Source organism: Meridianimarinicoccus aquatilis (assembly GCF_004358675.1).
In the GTDB taxonomy this organism is placed as follows: Bacteria; Pseudomonadota; Alphaproteobacteria; order Rhodobacterales; family Rhodobacteraceae; genus Meridianimarinicoccus; species Meridianimarinicoccus aquatilis.
The window spans coordinates 37,395-56,111 of sequence record NZ_SMZO01000015.1; the positions used below are offsets into that span (position 1 = coordinate 37,395).

Annotated in this window: 14 protein-coding genes and 2 pseudogenes; 12 read left to right on the plus strand and 4 right to left on the minus strand. The window is 55.7% G+C overall.

Annotation, left to right across the window (positions count from 1 at the left end; genetic code table 11):
- Positions 1–392 precede the first annotated feature (392 nt).
- The 3 genes and pseudogenes from E2L05_RS08560 to E2L05_RS20970 all read left to right on the plus strand — a co-directional run.
- The gene (locus E2L05_RS08560) at positions 393–1,799 is read left to right on the plus strand and encodes an MBOAT family O-acyltransferase (RefSeq protein ID WP_165971718.1); all 1,407 of its coding nucleotides are present in this window, start codon (positions 393–395) and stop codon (positions 1,797–1,799) included.
- Positions 1,774–2,829: a hypothetical protein gene (locus tag E2L05_RS08565; RefSeq protein WP_133342507.1), complete on the plus strand. Its 1,056-nt coding sequence runs from the start codon at positions 1,774–1,776 to the stop codon at positions 2,827–2,829. The genes E2L05_RS08560 and E2L05_RS08565 overlap by 26 nt, the downstream gene beginning before the upstream one ends.
- Before the next feature lie 514 nt (positions 2,830–3,343).
- Positions 3,344–3,439, plus strand: a pseudogene (locus E2L05_RS20970) (transposase); the annotation flags it as partial.
- Positions 3,440–3,655: 216 nt separating this feature from the next.
- Here the strand turns inward: E2L05_RS20970 and E2L05_RS08580 are convergent.
- Positions 3,656–3,808, minus strand: a pseudogene (locus E2L05_RS08580) (IS5/IS1182 family transposase); the annotation flags it as partial.
- A 285-nt stretch (positions 3,809–4,093) separates the two neighbouring features.
- Here E2L05_RS08580 and E2L05_RS08585 point away from each other — a divergent pair.
- From E2L05_RS08585 to E2L05_RS21050, 3 genes are all read left to right on the plus strand, one after another.
- Positions 4,094–5,242: a hypothetical protein gene (locus E2L05_RS08585; RefSeq protein ID WP_133342508.1), complete on the plus strand. Its 1,149-nt coding sequence runs from the start codon at positions 4,094–4,096 to the stop codon at positions 5,240–5,242.
- 98 nt (positions 5,243–5,340) lie between these two features.
- Positions 5,341–7,821: a tetratricopeptide repeat protein gene (locus tag E2L05_RS08590; RefSeq protein WP_133342509.1), complete on the plus strand. Its 2,481-nt coding sequence runs from the start codon at positions 5,341–5,343 to the stop codon at positions 7,819–7,821.
- Between the two features lie 250 nt (positions 7,822–8,071).
- Positions 8,072–8,299: a hypothetical protein gene (locus E2L05_RS21050; protein ID WP_341776741.1), complete on the plus strand. Its 228-nt coding sequence runs from the start codon at positions 8,072–8,074 to the stop codon at positions 8,297–8,299.
- A 100-nt stretch (positions 8,300–8,399) separates the two neighbouring features.
- Here E2L05_RS21050 and E2L05_RS08600 read toward each other — a convergent pair whose 3' ends face one another.
- From E2L05_RS08600 to E2L05_RS08610, 3 genes are read right to left on the minus strand one after another with little or no spacing between them, the layout of a single operon-like run.
- Positions 8,400–8,804: a DUF4345 domain-containing protein gene (locus E2L05_RS08600; protein ID WP_208016238.1), complete on the minus strand. Its 405-nt coding sequence runs from the start codon at positions 8,802–8,804 to the stop codon at positions 8,400–8,402.
- Between the two features lie 6 nt (positions 8,805–8,810).
- On the minus strand, positions 8,811–9,716 hold the full coding sequence (locus E2L05_RS08605) for a DUF302 domain-containing protein (protein WP_133342510.1): 906 nt from the start codon (positions 9,714–9,716) through the stop codon (positions 8,811–8,813).
- Complete coding sequence (locus tag E2L05_RS08610; protein WP_133342511.1) at positions 9,713–11,287, minus strand: arylsulfatase; 1,575 nt, start codon at positions 11,285–11,287, stop codon at positions 9,713–9,715. The genes E2L05_RS08605 and E2L05_RS08610 overlap by 4 nt, the downstream gene beginning before the upstream one ends.
- Before the next feature lie 132 nt (positions 11,288–11,419).
- Between E2L05_RS08610 and E2L05_RS08615 the strand changes: the two genes are divergently transcribed.
- From E2L05_RS08615 to E2L05_RS08640, 6 genes are all read left to right on the plus strand, one after another.
- Positions 11,420–12,328 (plus strand): LysR family transcriptional regulator, encoded by a 909-nt coding sequence (locus E2L05_RS08615; protein WP_133342512.1) that lies wholly within the window; start codon positions 11,420–11,422, stop codon positions 12,326–12,328.
- Between the two features lie 425 nt (positions 12,329–12,753).
- Positions 12,754–13,479: a ribonuclease activity regulator RraA gene (locus tag E2L05_RS08620; protein WP_133342513.1), complete on the plus strand. Its 726-nt coding sequence runs from the start codon at positions 12,754–12,756 to the stop codon at positions 13,477–13,479.
- A 2-nt stretch (positions 13,480–13,481) separates the two neighbouring features.
- Positions 13,482–15,002 carry an aldehyde dehydrogenase (NADP(+)) gene (locus tag E2L05_RS08625; protein WP_133342514.1) on the plus strand — a complete coding sequence of 507 codons (1,521 nt, stop codon included), beginning with the start codon at positions 13,482–13,484 and terminating at the stop codon, positions 15,000–15,002.
- 476 nt (positions 15,003–15,478) lie between these two features.
- Positions 15,479–16,444, plus strand: a complete 966-nt coding sequence (locus E2L05_RS08630; protein WP_133342515.1) for a Bug family tripartite tricarboxylate transporter substrate binding protein — start codon at positions 15,479–15,481, stop codon at positions 16,442–16,444.
- Between the two features lie 173 nt (positions 16,445–16,617).
- Positions 16,618–17,079, plus strand: a complete 462-nt coding sequence (locus tag E2L05_RS08635; protein ID WP_133342516.1) for a tripartite tricarboxylate transporter TctB family protein — start codon at positions 16,618–16,620, stop codon at positions 17,077–17,079.
- A gap of 3 nt (positions 17,080–17,082) precedes the next feature.
- Positions 17,083–18,606 carry a tripartite tricarboxylate transporter permease gene (locus E2L05_RS08640; RefSeq protein ID WP_133342517.1) on the plus strand — a complete coding sequence of 508 codons (1,524 nt, stop codon included), beginning with the start codon at positions 17,083–17,085 and terminating at the stop codon, positions 18,604–18,606.
- Positions 18,607–18,717 lie beyond the last annotated feature (111 nt).

Genomic DNA, 18,717 nt, shown 5'->3' on the forward strand with positions numbered 1-18,717 from the left:
GAAAGGGAAGTGTTGCACCTGAGCCCGCTTAAAGCGCCGATCCGCGCGCAGGGAGCATACTGAAACAAGAAGCCGGTCTACGGCCTGCTGTTCAAAGCCTCGGCTGAAACAGTAATGACCACCGCAATCTCCGAACAGCTGGAGCTTTTCGACGTCCTGAACCTGCTCGAACCCGCCTGACAGCCCGCGTGTTTGCACAAAACGGCGTCACTCGCCAGAATGCTTTCAATCGCTTGGCGGATTTGCTGTCGAACTTGGGTTGGCAGCGTCTACGAAGTTCACTAGTCTTATTTCATATAAGCGCTGCGCTCGAAAACACCTGCAATACTCTCGCACAATGAGTTGGGTCTTTATCGGCTGCTCGAATGGAATTGTCTGTCAGGTGGCGTAGAATGCTCTTCCATACTTTCGAATATGCTATTCTTCTGTGCATCGTTTTTTTGTCATATCTTCTATTGCCAAAATGGACGCGGTGGATCGTACTTGTTTCCGCTAGTTATATTTTTTATGCGACATCTCAGTTTGGTTTGGTCTGGCTTCTACTTGTATCTGGTGCTGTAGACTACTTGTGTGGTCTTTTTCTATTTCAAGCGAAGGGCAAGGCTGTTCGCGTAGGGCTATTGACCACCAGTGTAATCATAAACATTTTTTTACTTGGGTATTTCAAGTATCGAATCCTACTTCAGGATGGTTTTGATTATCTGACTAGTGGTGGCTTTGCAACGACTGCCGACCAGTTCATTCTGCCGATCGGAATATCTTTCTTCACACTTCAATCAATGGGCTACACCATTGATGTATACCGAGGAAAGCAGGTTCCAGAACGACATCCCGGTTACTTCTTTCTCTATGTTGCATATTTTCCGCAACTTATTGCTGGTCCAATTGAACGGGCACGGGATCTATTACCCCAACTTCATTCCCAACGCCCTTTCGACTGGACCAGATTTCGAAGTGGTTGCCTGTTGATCTTGTTCGGACTTATGAAAAAGCTCGTGATCGTGGCAGGCCTGACCCCATTCTTTGCCGACGTCTATCAAGACGATCCGAGTGGAAAACCAATCAGTCTGTTGATTGCTGTTTCTTTATCGATCTTCTATATCTATGCTGATTTTTCAGGCTATACTGATCTTGCGCGTGGGTCTTCAAGGATCATAGGTATCGAACTGTCAAAGAATTTTCGGTCGCCGATGACTGCGACTTCCATTCGTGATTTCTGGCAACGATGGCACATCACGCTGACAAAATGGATTTTTGATTATCTCCATACACCACTTGCGAGCTTAATTACATCACGGACCGGGCGATACGTCCTTATAGTGTTCACTTTCCTTATAGTAGGCCTGTGGCATGGGGCCAATATCACCTTCATCCTGTTTGGGTTCCTGCATGGCCTGACCATTGTAATCGAAACCCTGTGTGCAAGGAATGGCTGGACCCTGCCATCCGGTCAGCTTTGGCAAGCTGCACGGATTGTTCGAACTTTTTCTCTCAGTGCAATTTTCGGCGCGCTTTTTCTTTCTCCGTCGGTTCCGCATGCTCTAGCGGTCTACGGGGAGCTCTTTCAGGTGAGCTTTCACGACATCTTTGCCACTGAAGTTAAACATAAAGCTGAGCTCTTTACAGCGTTTTTGGGAACCTTGGTCTGGATGGGGCATCGCCTGAAGCCGACCTTACTGGATGAACTTCCGAAGTCTACCTTTTGGCGTTGGGCGCTTTATATTGGGTTGCTTCTTTTTGTAATCCTGTTTTCTACCTCGAATGGAGAAGATAATGCGTTTATCTATTTTCAGTTTTGAGTCTTCAAAAAAATTCTCTCTTCTTCGCACATTGCTATTTCTCACAGTCTTTCTTGTAATACTAAAGGCGCTGTCATGGTGTACTCGGGAAACCTCTTTTCCGATAATGCCAAGTAGAGTCAGCGCATTTGAGCTAGCTGACAGTCTTGATGTATCTGCTATTACAATCGGAGCCTCTTATAACGTCAATATCAGTTTTGATCTATTGGAAATGTCGCATGTTCCATTATGGCTTCCTTCGGCAGATATATTCGAGACGGAAAAGATTTTTGAGCAGTTTTTGTTGAGTGGTGGCGCTCCTGACTATGCCTTCATGATATTGGATTTCAGCCAACTCTATCAGGACAATGGGACCAGGCAGAAGTTAAAATCGCTTAATCCATCACCCCGAGATCAAGCTTATGTACTTACCACAATAAATTCGGCGTTTTCATTGATAGAAGGTGACATTCTGGGCTGGCTGGAAGCAAGCTTTTTTCCGCCTCGTGGTATATTTCACCTTTCGCACACCAGAGCACTTCATTCAGCCTTTGTAAACGCCATTGACCCACCGGAGCGATCGCCGTCGGCGCGTTTCGAGTTTTCGCAACTTTCAGATCCAGCCGCGCCTGACCAAATACAGATTGTGGCAGATTTCATCACGCGGCTCGTTGTGACAACTGTCGATGAAGATCCTGAAATTTTGGACCGATCGATTGCTTCTTTGCAAAGAATTGCCGAACTTGCAGCTCAGTCAAATGTCAAATTGATTGTGATTGCTGGGGCGCCACTCGTACGTCCGTACGAAGAGGCGTTGGCCCGTGCGACAAAAGCAGCGGAACTATCTATTGTTGTCGATAAAGATGTGGCGCTCGCGCGCGCATCCAAAGCTCTTGTAAATGGTGATGCGCTCGTGATTCCGTTATCGGATGTGTGGGACAGGGAGGTTGACGGGATGCGCTTGGATTGGTTCGCCGACAACCGACACCTTAACGCGCGAGGCGCAGACATCTTCACGCAAAGGCTTGAGGCTTTTCTATCTGTGCCTTGACGCGGCGCATGCACGATGGGTGCTGGGTGGCAGAGTGACCATGCTCCACTGTCCGGGCCATTCCGGCGTGGGTTACTTCCCCAATGTTAAGGGGCCGCAGTCGTAGATTTGAAGCGTCGGTTTTCAGTTTCATGGCTTGTGTCATGTCGCCGATACCCATGTGCTTCTTCCTCAACTTCGACACGTCCCCTTGGATTTGAGCGCAATTTGGCGGCGCTAAGGTCGATGAAATCACCCAAGTTCGACAACAACCGTAAGCGTCCGGTCTGCCCGCCCTATGATGTGGCTTTCCCCGGCAACAGATCATCGACGCCGTGGATTTGCCAACCCAGTCGGCCAGTGTTGAACGGTCAATGTCGATCCCGTCGCGCTCGATCAGGCGTGATGGTCGCGCAGCTTGCGTGAAGGCTTCGCAGCCCGAACACGCCTGACAGCCCGTGTGTAGGCTCAAAACGGCGTCACCCGCCAAAATGCGTTCAATCGCTGAGCAGACTTGCTGTCGAACTTGGGAAACTTGCACAGCATGAACCCGATCGAGCGCTTCAACAAGGAAGTCAAGCGCCGCGCCGATGTCATCGGGATTTTCCGTGATCAGATCCAGCCCGCCATCATCGGTTCGAACAGCAAAGAGGGTATCCCACCCTCCTTGGCATCAAGTAGCGCAAGCATCTCGGTGCTGAGAGTCATGACGGCGGAGTTGCCGACTTTGCGGAGTTTGGCTTCAATCGGGGCAACCCGTTCCTCCTTCAAGCGCAACTATGGACGTAACAGTGACTCTGTCGCGCAAATCAACTGTCCGACGGTTCTTCCTTTACCCTAGGCGGACTTATCCCACGGCTTTCGTGACATGGATGCCAAGGGCGGTGTGACCGTTCAGGATCGCAACACGTACCTGAAGCTCGGCAACTTGGCGGTCGAAATCGCGCGCCATCAGCCGCTGGCCCGGAAATTTCATGCTGTGCACCTTTGTCTCGGCGCATCCGCGGTGGTTCTGCCGGTCAGCCACCACACTGGAGTCACGACATGAACCCCTCACGGCTTGAGGCAACACTGCCAATCCGTGGCGTCAGATACGTCGTTTCCAGACGAAACAAAAGTAATGAAGAAAAACCGACAATGGTAAACAGAAAGTGAACTTTTGATTGACTCAGGAAGCTTACGTTGGGATACTTTGAGCTATCCTGAAAAGGGGGGCGGCCTGCCCGAGGTGTTTTGTACCAAGCGTGGCTGGTTTGCGAGCGACATGAGTTGGAGGTTTTTTATCATGTTTAAGAAATTACTTTTGGCCACAGCGATCGCTGGGCTTTCCACGGCAGCGGCACACGCGTCGCATAACCGTGGGTCGGTTCTGATCCCAAGCATCGACAGCAGCGGCAATCTAACAATCCAAGCGACGTCGTTCTGGCGGACAACTGCCGTTGATGACGTGAATTTCGTCACCATCTCCAAAGACGGTGGGCCATCTTTCAATCTGAATATGGGCGCCGACACGACCAATACGTCGGATTCCCGCTTCACGCGCACCGACGAGACCGCGTCTGTGGACATCAGCGCAAGGGGAGCGGGCACCTATACGATCAGTTGGAGCAGTTGCTGCCGTGTGAGCGGAGTACCTAACGCCGCCAGCAATATGGGCACGACCTCCACAATTGTGTGGGACGGATCCAGTGCCGTGAACCCAATCGCGTTCGATATCCAGAACATTCAGCCGAACGTACAGCGGGGCGTCGCCTATTCTGATAACCTGGACGTTGTGTCACCCGATGGGTTGACCCTGAGCTATGATGACACTGTTCTCACCGTTGGGATCAACAGTCAGGCGCCTGGGTATACAATTGATGCCGCCGGGCAGATCGGCATTTCTGCGGCCGCAACGGCAGGGTATGCTGACAACGGGTCTAACATCGGGGCCGATATGGCATTCTCGGGTGAGATCATTGCGTCAGACGGTGCGCAAACTGTTGCCACAGTGCAATTCGATTGGCTGTTTGATGCCGTTGACAGCACCGGCGTGACACCAGAGCCACCTGCGATTATCGACGTTGTTGTTAACGCACTGGTGGGTGACACGATCAACGAGATCGTAGCGGCCAGCGACCCCAATGTCGGTGACGACGTGACGCTGAGCTTCCTGTCCTTTACCGGGCCGGGCGGCGCAATCGGCGGGTCCAGCTTCGTGGCAGGTCTTCCAGGAAATCCAACATCTGGCAATTTCACGTGGGATTCGACCGGGTTCACGGCAGGAACATATATTGCAACGTTCCTCGCGACGGATGGCGGCCTGACGGATCAGGGCACTGTTACCATCAATCTCAGAGAGCCGGTTAGTGCGGACGTTCCACTGCCTGCTGCCTTGGGACTTCTGGCAGCAGCACTGGCTGGGCTTGGCATGATCCGCCGTCGCGGTGCTTAAGATCACGCAGCTTTAAGACTTATTTTAGGCGAGGGCGGGTTTTCTGCCCTCGCTTTTTTTATTTATACTCAAAGATAAGAACCGCTTTGGAGGACGCAATGTTGGCATCAAACGGATTTGTGCGCAGTACAGCTTTGGCTTGCGCGATCTCGACATTCTTCGTGCTGCAATCGTCACCTGTGGTGTCCGCAACGTTCTCGGCCGAAGTGGGGGAAGAGTTTCTGGGGGAGCAATTTGAATGGCTCACCTCGCCCACCATTTTGTCATTGAGCGGCGCGCCTAAAGACCCCGCCGCCCTGTTCAAGATTGCGTCCCTGGTGAATCAGGATGATGAGCAAGCCGGTCTTGCGCTTCAGAACTATCTAAAGCGGTACCCGAACGATCCTGCGGCATACGATCTTGCCGGTGCCGCCCTGTTGCAAGACGGCGATGCCGCTGGCGCGCTGTTGGCCTTCCGCAAGGGGGTTTCACTTGCGCCCGAAAATGATTGGCTCCGCGCGAAATACGGGGCCTCTCTGGTTCTGGCGGGTGATGCACGCACCGGACGCAAGGAACTTGAAAAAGTTGTCGCGCAATCGCCAGACAATCCCATAGCCCTTCGGCAACTTGCACAGCTTGAAAGAGCGGAAGGTGACATCGCTAAAGCGATCATTTTGTCCGAGAGAACCCTGCGCGTCTTTGGCCTGCCCTATGGCGCGGTTAACCAAGCGCATTTTGACTTGTCGGATCTTTACACGCAGATCGGTCGACACCGCGATGTTCTTGATCTGCTGGGCCCGGCAGTTCGCAATCCAGACCTCGACCTGCCATCCCAATCGAAGATTGAGCTTTTCGGACGGTTTCTTGATGCGGCGATTGTGATGGGAGACCCCATTACAGCGCGCGAGGCGCTTGATACCTTGGAATCGTTGATCGACCCCGAGCACCCCAGCTTCAGACTGACCGATGCGCGCATCCTGCGACTGAGTGGTGACTTGGATGGTGCGCAGGCGGGCCTTGAAAGCCTGATGAAGGATCACCCGGAGATGGGCTCGGCTTTGCGGCCTGACCTTGCCATCGTTCTGGCCGCGAAGGGCGACATTACTGCGGCCGCCTTGATTTGGGAAACCATCGCCGAGGAACAGCACCAAGGTGACGACATCACTTTTTTCCGTCGGGCTTTCAGCACCTTGGTTGAAGGCAACCAGTCGGAAGTTGCGATGGAAAAGGCGGCAGCTCTGACAACCCGCTACCCGGAACGAGAAGATGTCGCGCTGCTTGAATTGGACATTCTAAGTAATGCGGGCGGCGCACAGGCAGCCTTTGAAAAAGCCAGTGAGGCCATCGTCCGCTTTCCGCAGAGCGCCGCGATCTTGCAGCAGCACGGTGTGCTTGCCTCGGCATTGGGGGACAAGACAACCGCCGAGTCGTCTCTGCGCAAAGCGTTGCGCATTGATCCGGAACAACCCAAGACATGGCTCACGCTCTCCGGGGTCATCCATGGGCACAGTAGCTACGTGGGTGACGAACACGCGGGCGGCAGCCATGCGGATGTGGAAATGCTGCTCTTGGAAGCGCTTGTCTCAAACCCGTCGTCTGCTGATCTCAATTCCGAACTTGGCCTGATGTATCTGAGCGACGGGCGGGTGGCCAAAGCCATTTCAGCGTTTGACAGGGCGGTCAAAAACAATCCGGTCCATATGGCGGGCTTGTCCCTGGGCGCGCTTGCGCGAGCCGATATCGCGGAAGATCTTGGAACCGCCCTTGCTTTTGCGGATCGGGCCACTGCGATGGCTCCGCACGAGGCCATCAATCAGGATATCCTCGGATGGGTTCTTGTGAGACAGGGCGCGTACGAGGCGGGTATGAAGCTCTTGAAGGGCGCCGCAGAAGCGGAGCCTGACGATGTGACCATCCAGTATCATCTTGGGGTCGCCTATGCAGAGCAGGACATGCCCGATCAGGCACGGGAGCATCTTTTGGCGGCATTGGCCGGGCCGAACTACAGTCACAACGTCGACCATGCCCGAATGCTCTATACAGAGTTGACCCCCGCCGAAACCGTTGTGGCAGACGTTTCGTCGCTTGCTGACGGTACATCTTACGGGTCGGTTTCATTTCACCAGACAGCCGAGGGTGTAAGAGTTACGGCAGATCTGCTTGGGCTGCCACCGGGACACTACGCAGCCCATGTCCATGAGTATGCAACATGTCTGCCCGGCGAAGATGGTCAACCGGGCGGCGCAGCAGGCGCACATTACGGAAGCGACGGTCACGACGGGCATATGAGTGGTGGCACTGATCACATGGGCCACGGCGGCGGCGCCATGACCGGAAGCAGCGATTCAATGGCCAGCACGGGTGTTTCCATGGCAGGCGCTGCCGACCATTCAGCGACTATGACAATGGGATCCGAGACAATGGGATCGGATATCCCCGCTGGGGATCTTCCGGACATCATGGTGGATGCCAACGGGGCGTCGACCGCCTCCTTTATACAAACGACGTTCACCTTGGCCGAAATACGGGGCAGATCGCTGATGCTTCATGAAAGTGCTGAACTGGGCGGCGGGAAATTCGCTTGCGCAATCGTTCCGTGAGTTGACGCGCGCAGGCTCGGGCGGACTTGCGCGCTCCGGTTGCCGGGTCGTTTCCCGGCGCAGCGGCATCACAATTGGTTCGGTCGTTGGACCGGGGGAAGAGGTCCTGCGCATCGTACCCGCCGACGACCGGTTGCTCGTATAGGCCCGTTTGCGACCGGAGGATGTGGCCTACGTCCGCCCTGACTTGCCCGCAAAGGTCAAGTTGACTGCGTTGGATTTTACGATTTTCGGTACACTGGAAGGGCACGTGAGCCTTGTAGGCGCTGATGCCGAAACTGATCTGCAAACCGGAGAGACTTACTTTCCGATGATGATCGAAATGTCGAGCACGGAACTGGTTAATGCGGGAGCCCGCCACAGTGTTGGCGCTGGGATAGTTGCGCAGGTCGACGTTACAACGGGAGAGCGCACGGTTTTAGATTATTTGCTCAAGCCCATTCGCAAAGCAGGATATGAAGCGCTTCGCGAACGATGACAGATAGGTGGTCAGTGCCTCAGCCAGCCCTTTCTGCAAAATCTGGATTTCAGAGCGAGACGGATGCATCCTCGATCCAACCCAGCATATGCCGGACTGATCACCTAGCCGATGTGCGCGCTTGCGTTGGATGCAAAAGCTTCCACCCCACGAAAGCAAACCCGAATTCCAATATCATGTAAACCACCAAGAGTGGGTGCGGCCAGCCGTCAAACGTGAGGCTCAACATCCGTCCAAGCGCTAACCCGATCATGAACACGACAAGGCTCCAAAGGGCGGCTACGCGCAGGTCCGTCCTGACCGCCCCGATGACCCAGAACACGACCATCGCTAGGTACAAACCCATGATTGCGCGAAAGATATGCCGCGTGTTTACATCCCCCGCGTCGATGCCAAAGAGCCAAGACAAGCTTGCACCGGGGAACAGCCCATAAGACAGCGCGATCGGCGTCAGCCCCACGGCCGCCACCAGAAGAAAGCCACATTGCATCCGGGTCAGTGTCATCTCAACTTATCCTTCAAGAGCTTCGGTGAATGTTTTGAGCATGCGGCGGTTGATGATCCGCAGCGGCAGCGATTTTGGGACATCTTGCCTATCGGCGAGCGCAAGAAGATCGTTGAAAAGAACCTCTATTCGCCCGTCGGAACGTTCTAAAACCAGCATCTTTTGACAAAAAGCATCAAGACCAAGTGTTGGGGCTTTGGCCATCGCGCGGCCGCCTGGACCCGGCCCGCCGAACAAAAGTAAACGCGCAGGGGCGATTTCCACCCCTTGTTTTAAGGCCCTGTCAGTGAAATCTACCTCACCGAACCAGACAGTATCTTCCTGCATATCCACCGCCGCGCGCAAGCGATCAAGCGTTTCGTCGAAGCCGAACGGACTATCGAGGCGGACCAGGCCGTCAGGCTGCATTATGTCGGTCGGGAACGTAGTCAGATCAGAGGCCGAAACCCCTGCGAGGGCACGTGCGAGGACTGCATCATGTCGGTCACGCAGGTCCTGAGGGACTGAAACACTGTAACGCGACGCAACGTAGTCCAACGTGTTATGGGCAGTGAATGCTTGCCCAGTGTCAGACGCGGCGAAGGCAAGGACCCGCAGGGGTAGATCGACGCCGATCCGGGGATCGATTTTCATCAGGGCCGCATCCAGTGCCGGGTCTGAAAAGATCACAACCCGTGCAGGGGGCATCGTCTCGCCTGCGACAGCGGCCAGACGCGCATGATCGATTTCAGCTATGATGTCCAACTCGGGTGCAGCTGCCACATTATTCCGGACTTTTTCGAACAGTGTATCCGTATCGGCCTGACCTGACATCTCTGCCAGCGCCGGTAGGCCGACAAGTGCGCAGGCCACTAACAAACCCGGCCCCGTAAGGGACCGGACCCGGCTCATTGCAGACAGTCGCAGGCTCATTGCGACAGGCCGCCTTCGCGGCTGGTGTGGCTATTCACGGCCTCGGCATTGGCCATCGGCGCGCCGCGTGGTGGAAACGCTTGAAAGCTTTGGAGATGACCCTGAACAACTGCACTCGCCGGCCCGAACGCCCACATCTTGTTGCCCATCCAGCGCACGTACATGCCGGATTCGTCGAACGCCTTTTCATAGGGGTCCCGGCGCAGATTCATCAAAAGCGGCGCGTTCAGGTGTTCCTTCATTCCGGCCCAGCCATGGTTCTGCAGTACGAAATGCGCCTTCCAGTCGGCATAGCGGATCGCCTGCAATTCTGTGCCTTCGTAATAGATGATCTCGCGGCGCGCGCTGTCGCCTGTACCGGTCAGCATCGGCAACTGGTTATAGCCATCCAAATGCACCTGCCAACCTTCATATCCATCGCGCAGAAGTTCGGGCAGATCGTTCGGGCCACCTGCCGCTGCAACCAATGTCGGCATCCAATCGAGCGAGTCGAAGATCTCGTTGTTCACGACACCTGGTTCAACCATGCCCGGCCAGCGGATGATCGCAGGTACGCGAAAGCCGCCTTCCCACGTGGTCCCCTTTTCCCCGCGAAATGGCGAGGTGCCGCCATCGGGCCAAGTTAGCGTTTCGGGTCCGTTGTCAGACGTGAAAACGACGATGGTGTTATCGGCGATGCCCAAATCGTCAAGACGCGTGAGTACGCGGCCGACAGTGTCGTCAAGTTCCTTCATCACGACGTCTTGCAAGCCGCGTCCATCGCCCAGAAGAGCTTCGTATTCCGGGCTGAGATGGGTCCAAACATGCGCGCGCGCTGGTGCCATCCACACGAAAAACGGCGTGTCGCTGTCTACCGCGCGGTCGATAAAATCGATCGTCTTGTCCGCCACTTCGATGTCGAGCGTGCGTTGGCGATCGGGCGGCGCCGGCCCGTCATCAATGATGCGCTGATTGCCGACACGGCCCCAGCGGGGGTCCACCGTTTCATCGGCTTCGTCTGTGGCAAAGGCATGGATCACGTTCCGCGGCCCGAACCGGGCGTTGAATGCCTCGTCATCTGGCCAATCCGGGTCGATCGTGTATTCCATCGCGTTCAGGTGATAAAGCCAGCCCCAGAATTCGTCGAAGCCCTTGGTGGTCGGCAAAAACGCGTTGCGGTCGCCTAGATGGTTCTTGCCGAATTGGCCCGTTGTGTAGCCCAGCAGCTTGAATAAGTCGGCTACGGTTGGATCTTCGTCGCTTAACCCGACCGGATCTCCCGGAAGGCCCACGGTGTGCATACCCGTACGTACAGGAAGCTGCCCGGTCAGAAAGGCTGATCGACCCGCAGTGCAAGACGGCTGGGCGTAGTAATCGGTAAAACGCATCCCCTCGGATGCCAGCGCGTCGAGATTTGGTGTCTCGATGCTTTTGATGCCCTGATGATAGCTTCCAAGGCTCGCCCAGCCGACATCATCGGCCATGATGACCAACACGTTCGGCCTGTCGGCCTGTTGCGCCAGTGCGCCCGTCGCGAGACCGAAAAGAATAGTCGCGAAGCCCAGGGCGCGTCGTGAGGGGAATGGCGGCATGCATACTCCGTCGTTGTCTAAATCATCCGTCCGGCCATCACCGTAACAGATAACGAAGGGTCAATCCTTTCGATTGCCCGCCCTTTCATCATTCGGTATGTGCGTTGCATTTAGTGAAACGCTGGAGGCGCGATGCTTGAGGATCACCAAAGGCGCGCGATCCGTGCGCTTGCCCGGTTCGGTAGCTTCCGTGAAGCGGCGGATCATCTCGCTATCTCACCGGCAAGCTTTTCGCGCCATATCAAGCAGGCCGAGCGCGCGGTGGGAATGACGTTGTTCGACCGGCAGCGCAACGGAGTGCGGCTGACCACGGCGGGACGTGAAGTGCTGCGGCTTCTCGATGATTTCGACGGGGCTGTCGGGTCGTTCGAGGTGGGCCTTAGACGGCTGCGCGACACGGGTGGTGATTATCTGCGCATCGGCTGTGGTCCGCTTCCGGGCAGGGCGATTGTCTCGCCAATCCTGGCCGAATTACTGCGTACGCAAAGTGGCGTGCGCGTCGCGGTGCGCGTTGATGCGACCAAGGCCCCGATCGACGCGCTGCGGCGGGGCGAGTTGGATATTGCGTTGTGCGACCTCACGCATACCCCGGATATGAGCGACCTTGATCTTAAGATCATCGCCCCAAAATCAATTGTGTTCGTCGCGCGCCCTGACCATCCGATCCATGAGCAGGGCCCGGTCGAGCTTGCCGCCGTTCTGCGGCTACCTATGGCGAGTCCGTACCTGCACAAACATTGGCGCGTATCGATCGCGCGTATTCTTGGTAATGACGAGGCCGCGTGGGAAACAGTCAACCGGCTGCCGGTTTTCGAATGTGACGACTATGCCCTTCTGACCGATCTCACGGGCCGGACCAATATGGTTTGTGGTGGCGTGGCTGAAGCGTTTGCCGAGCATGAGAGTTTGGGCCTGTTGCGCCGGATCGACATGCGTGAAGAGATGACATGGAACATCTGCGCTGCCCGGCGCAAGGGGGGCATTTTCCCCGCTCAGCAGGCATTTTGGGATGCCATGGTGGATCTTTACGCTGCGGACTGACATCTAGCGCTCGTTCCGTACAGCTCAATCGCCGGGCAGCAGTGCTCTTATGCTGCAACAGATACGGGCGGCAATTTGTCAGGCTTGTGCGCAGTTCAATGCGCCGTCCGAGAGGGAGGTATCTTTGTTTCGTGTTTTCCCCTGTGTCCTGATCTAGCACGTGCTTGCGGAGGTGATCCTATCGGAAAAACCGCATATTAGTAATAAAAAGTATGGAAGAACCCCCTCATTTAGCCGAACTCTTGATTTATATATTACAAATATTGACACATTAATGCTTGAGGTGTAGCGTCGTGCTTGAAGCTTGGGGGTATGAGTGACGCTGATGAGGGGTCGGCGTGATGCTGGCGCAACCGACTGGAAAAAAGCGCACCAGACCCCCTTCACTCAAAGGTCCGCGCGATGCCACACCATAGGAAGAAGCAATGAGCGAATTTACTCTGTCCGCCGAAATACGTGATAAGCTACGCAAAGTATCCACCGCCTCCGTGGCCACTGCGCTGTACAAACGGGGTTTGCGAAATCAGTTCGTTCAGGGCGTTGCGCCTGTTGAGCGAAAGCCCGTCACAATGGTGGGGCAGGCATTTACTCTGCGCTACATTCCGGCGCGGGAAGATCGCAACCCGATTACTGTTTTCCGCGACCGCGACCACAAGCAACGCGTTGCAGTTGAGACCTGTCCGGAAGGTCACGTGCTGGTCATGGACGCCCGCAAGGATTCTCGCGCCGCGACCGCCGGATCTATTCTGATCACTCGATTGCAAAAGCGCGGTGTCGCGGGCGTCGTGTCGGATGGCGGGGTGCGCGACGCCGTGGGTATCGGCGCGCTGGATATGCCAGCTTATTTCGCGTGCGCTTCCGCACCCACAAACCTGACGCTGCACGAAGCTATCGAAATCAATGTGCCCATTTCTTGCGGCGACGCGCCGGTGTTTCCCGGTGATGTAATGTTGGGTGATAGCGATGGCGTGATGGTTATTCCGGCCCATTTGGCCGAAGAAATCGCCGCAGAATGCGCCGAGATGGAAGTGTACGAAGATTTCGTGCTTGAACAGGTCAACGGCGGCGCAGGCATCATTGGTCTGTATCCGGGTACCGATGATGAAAGCATTCATAAATTCGCCGCTTGGCGTGAAAAGACAGGACGATAAACATGGCTTTCACCCCCCACGGAAAACACCTGATCGCTGGTCAACGTATCGGCACGGACGCCACGTTTTCGTCCGAACCTGCGAGCGGCAGCGCGTTTGAATATTCGGTTGGCTCGCCGGCGTTGGTCGCGCAGGCCTGCGAAGCCGCAGCGGCGGCCTTCCCTGGCTTCGCTGAGGTTTCGCGTGAAGAGCGCGCGAAACTGCTTGAAACCATTGCCGATGAAATTGACGTAAGAGGCGATGAAATCACCGAAGTCGGCAGCGCTGAAACAGGTCTTCCCGCTGCCAGACTCGAAGGCGAGCGTGGTCGGACCACTGGCCAATTGAGGCTCTTCGCGGCGCACATACGCGACGGCGACTATCTGGACGTTCGCCATGACCCGGCCTTGCCCCAGCGCCAACCGCTGCCACGCCCCGATCTGCGGATGATGCAGCGTCCAGTGGGCCCGGTGGCCGTCTTTGGCGCGTCAAATTTCCCGCTCGCCTTTTCTGTGGCCGGAGGGGACACCGCCGCGGCGCTGGCTGCGGGATGTCCGGTTGTCGTCAAGGGTCATGGCGCACATCCGGGCACCGGCGAGGTCGTTGGTGATGCAATCGTTGCTGCGCTGAGCAAGCTGGGAATGGATCCTCGGATCTTCAGCTTGGTACAAGGCGGAAACCGCAGTGTAGGCCAGGCGCTTGTCACTGATCCACGTATCAAGGCGGTCGGCTTTACCGGAAGCCTTGGCGGCGGGCGCGCGCTTTATGATCTTTGCGCACAACGCCCCGAGCCGATCCCATTTTATGGCGAACTTGGAAGCGTCAATCCCATGTTTGTCTTGCCGGAAGCCGCCGCCGCACGCGGGGCCGACATTGGAACCGGCTGGTCTGGGAGTCTGACGATGGGCGTCGGACAATTCTGTACCAACCCAGGCATTGCCGTCGTGGTTGATGGCCCCGAAGCCGATGCTTTCGTGGCTGCAGCAACCGATGGACTAAGTGCGGTTGCGGCGCAGACCATGTTGACCGACGGCATGGCGACGGCCTTTCGCGATGGGGCCCGCCGGGTTTCTGAAGGGTCGGGCGTGAAGTCGCTGTTGAAAACATCTTGCGAAGGCCGAAATGCGGCCCCTTATCTGTTTGAGGTGTCAGCGGAAGACTGGCTGTCAAATGAGGATCTGTCGGAAGAGGTTTTTGGCCCGTTAGGCCTTGTTATCCGTACGCAAAGTGCAGAGCAGATGATCGACATCGCCGGGCATTTCAAGGGGCAGTTAACGGCAACCTTGCAGATGGACGAAGGCGACATTGAGTTGGGGCGCGCTTTGTTGCCGATTCTGGAACGGATCGCGGGTCGCGTGATGGCGAACGGGTTTCCCACAGGAGTCGAGGTGTGTGACTCGATGGTTCATGGTGGTCCCTATCCGGCCAGCACAAACTTTGGCGCAACGTCGGTGGGTACGATGTCGATCCGCCGTTTCTTGCGGCCTGTCTGCTATCAGAACATTCCGGACGCGCTGTTGCCGGCCGATCTGGTTCGCACTTAACGCTGCCGATCTATGGCTTGATCCGTGCCGCATTGTGAGCGGCGCGGATGTACCTGTGAAGATCGTGGACTGAACTTTACATATTTTTGCATATTAATGATTGCTCTACCATCGAGCGGCAATTTCAGGCAAAAATCGACAAAAACAGCCCAAAAAATTGCGATCATTAGTAATAATTTGATTTGATTTGTGATATTTTTTCCGTATGGTGACGGCAGAAGGTTCCCACGGAGGGTGGAATGCTTCTGATCATACGGCTCGGGAACTGGGGGCTGCCAATCACCTGTTAAGACACATGTTTGGTGTCGCTGAGCGGGCAGGGGCAAAATACATACGGCGTCATAGGCGCAGTCAATACACAGCCCACTCATTCCCATACTGAAATGAATGACGGCGCGCGAAAAACGACCAACGCGCAGGTCATCTGAGCTGCCAGGCTCGCCTGGTGAACACTATCTGGACGGAGGAACGGATCCATGTTTTCGATTAACTTTAATAGCAAGTTCTTGCTGGCACTCAGCGCTTGCGTTGTCACAGCCACGGCGGCAGCGGCAGAATTCCCGACACGCGACATTCGCGTCATCGTGCCGTGGCCCGCAGGCGGCGGCGCGGATGCCATTTCGCGCAAAATCAGCAATATCGCCGAACAGGACCTGTCGCAGTCGATCTATGTTGAAAACATCGCCGGCGCGGTAACAGCAACTGGCTTGATCCAGATGACAAACGCCCGTCCGGACGGCCATACCGTTGGCATGCTGACCTATGATAGCGTCATCACTTTGCCACGCGGTGAAATGGTTCCAGGGTACGCGCTGGACAACATGAAGTTGATTGCACGCATTACCAGCGAACCCGACGCGATCGTCGTTGCCCAGCAAACTGGTATAGAGACCTTTGAGCAGTTGATTGAACGGGCTAAGGAAAATCCCGGCGAAGTGCGTATCGGCGTTGCCCCAAAGGGGTCGGGCCCCTACCTTTCGGCTATTCAGTTGGAGCAACTGCTGGACGTCGATTTCAATGTCATCACCTATGCAGGGTCTTCCAGTGCCTCTTCCGAGGCGTTGCTGTCCGGTGAGCTTGACGCGGCGATTTCCAGTCTGGGCGATTTCAGCGGGATTATCGAATCTGGCGATGTGCGGGGCGTCATCGAACTGTCATCGGTCCAGAACGAAACATACCCCGACGTGCCCACAATCAGCTCCAAAGGCTTCGATCTGCAGACGGGCAGCTTCTTGGTTCTGGCGGCCCCCGCCAACACGCCTGACGACGTGGTTGCCACCCTCGAGTCCACGTTCAAAGCAGCTTATGACACCGAAGAATTCCAAAGCTGGCTTGCTCAGATCGGTGTGACCGCAGACTGGCTCGGCTCTGATGGGGTCAACGACTGGGTCGATGGGCTGCAAACAAAGATGTTCGGTCTGATGGACGATCTGAACCTGTAAGTCTTTTGTTTCTCCTGCCTCCGGTCCGTGATCGGGGGCAGGGCTGCGATGCCCCGTCGGCGTCGTGATGTTTGGTGTCATCCGTATACGATGCGATTTCGAGGGCAGAGATCAGCCCGCAGTCCAAATCGCCACGGCCGATCGCCCTCCTTTCATCATCGCGGGAGACGTTGATGTTTACGAACAAATACCTGTTATTCCTGTACTTTATGTTGGCCGTGTCTGTTGGCTATCTCATCACGGCTGTTGGTCTGGGCGACCCATTCGCCGAGAACGGTCTGACGCCATCTTTCTTTCCGATCCTGGTCGGCGCTGCCGCGATTGTTTTTTCCAGTATCTTGATCGTGGAACAATTGCGCGCAGCACCTGAAAGAGAGATCGGGGCAAACAGCAGCAATGAACCCGGTGGTTACACCCACCTTTGGGTGACAGTGGCAATTTTCATCTACATCGCGCTGTTCCGAACTGCTGGCTATTTTCTGTCGTCATGGTTGTTCGTTCTTGCGCTGATCCTGCTGTTCTCGTCACTTGAAAAGCTGCTGCAAAAGGCAGTCATTTCGGCGGCGATTGTCGGGTTGGCCTATCTCATGTTTCAGCAGCTGTTCGGCGTGCGCCTGCCGACGATTTGGGGTTAACTCATGGATTTCATTCTACAAGTCTTTGGAAGCTTCAGCCTGTTGCTCGACCCGGTGAACTTCATATATGTGGTTTTGGGGTTCTTTATCGGCACGATTTTCGCGGCCATTCCCGGGTTGACCGCGACGCTTGCAATGGCTTTGCTCTTGCCCCTGACCTATTCGCTCAGCGTCGAAACCGCGCTCATGGCGTGCGCCAGCATCTACATGGCGGGCATGTGTGGTGGTTCGATCACCGCCACGACAATCAATATTCCCGGCGCGCCATCCTCTATGATGACCGCATTGGATGGTTATCCCATGCAGCAGCAGGGCAAAGGCGCGCAGGCCCTAGGTCATGCGGCGATTGGCTCAATGTTCGGTGGCGCAGTCGGTGCACTGTTGTTGATTGCGCTTGCGCCCTTCGTGGCAGAGTTGTCGCTTTTGGTTAAGACCACAGGCAAGTTTTCCCTGCTGGCCTTTGCGATCGTCGTCGTTGTGATCGCGCAACGCGGGCGGGTTGCGAAGGCTGGCCTGTCTGCCTGCATTGGATTGATGCTTGCCACTATTGGGCTGGATGCGATGGAGCCAATCACCCGCTTCACCTATGGGTACAGTAACCTGACCGCCGGGCTTGCCTTGATGCCGGTCATCATAGGCACATTTGCCATCGCCGAGATCCTGACACAGGCCAATTCTTCGCGCGATATCAGCGTTGCCACCCAAGAGGCAGGCAAGACGAAACTCAGGCGCAGGGACTTTCTGCCGCCATTGGCAGACATCCGGAAAATCGGCTTCGGCTGCTATTTCAAGTCTTGTCTGATTGGTTATTTCGTTGGAACCCTACCCGGCGCGGGCGGATCCATGGGGGCGTTTCTTGCCTATACGGAAACAGTGCGCACTTCGAGCGAGCCAGAGACGTTTGGCAAGGGAAACCCCAAGGGCATTGCTGCCTCTGAGAGTGCCAACAATGCGGTTTGCGGCGGGGCAATGGTGCCCATGCTGACCTTCGGCATCCCCGGTGATCCGATCACGGCCATCGTGTTGGGTGTTTTGGTTATCAACGGTATTCAGCCGGGGCCGCAACTGATGACGGATCAAGCTGGCTTGATCGCTCCGATGCTGGCGTCGCTCCTGTTCAGTGCGGTGGTGTTGATCCCACTGACTTTGTGGCTGATCGGCCCCTACTGCATCAAGATTGTCTCGATCCGTAAAGATGTTCTTTATGCAGTCATTGCTCTCTTGGCAGTGGTAGGCAGCTTCGTGGCAACCTATTCGACGTTCCAGATGTTCTTGGCTCTTGGCATGGGGGTGTTGGCCTTTTATCTGCGGCGCTTCGGGTTCCCGGTGATTACCATGCTATTGGGCTACATTCTCGGTCCGAACCTGGAAGAGTTTCTGCGGCGGTCTTTGGCATTGTCAAATGGCGATCCGACGACTTTCTTCACCAATCCAGACAGTCTGTTCTTTGTCGTCCTGACGGTCGTTTTCTTCTACTTTCTGGTTATCCGGAAACCGGCGAAGATGCCCGGATCGGCAAGTTCCTGATCGAATGATCCCTCTCGGCCATCCTGCTTGCGCGGGGTGGTCGTGGCGTTTGTGGTATTTCGATATGAGATAGCTGCAATCACTCACAGTGCGGTCTATAAAGGTGCAAAG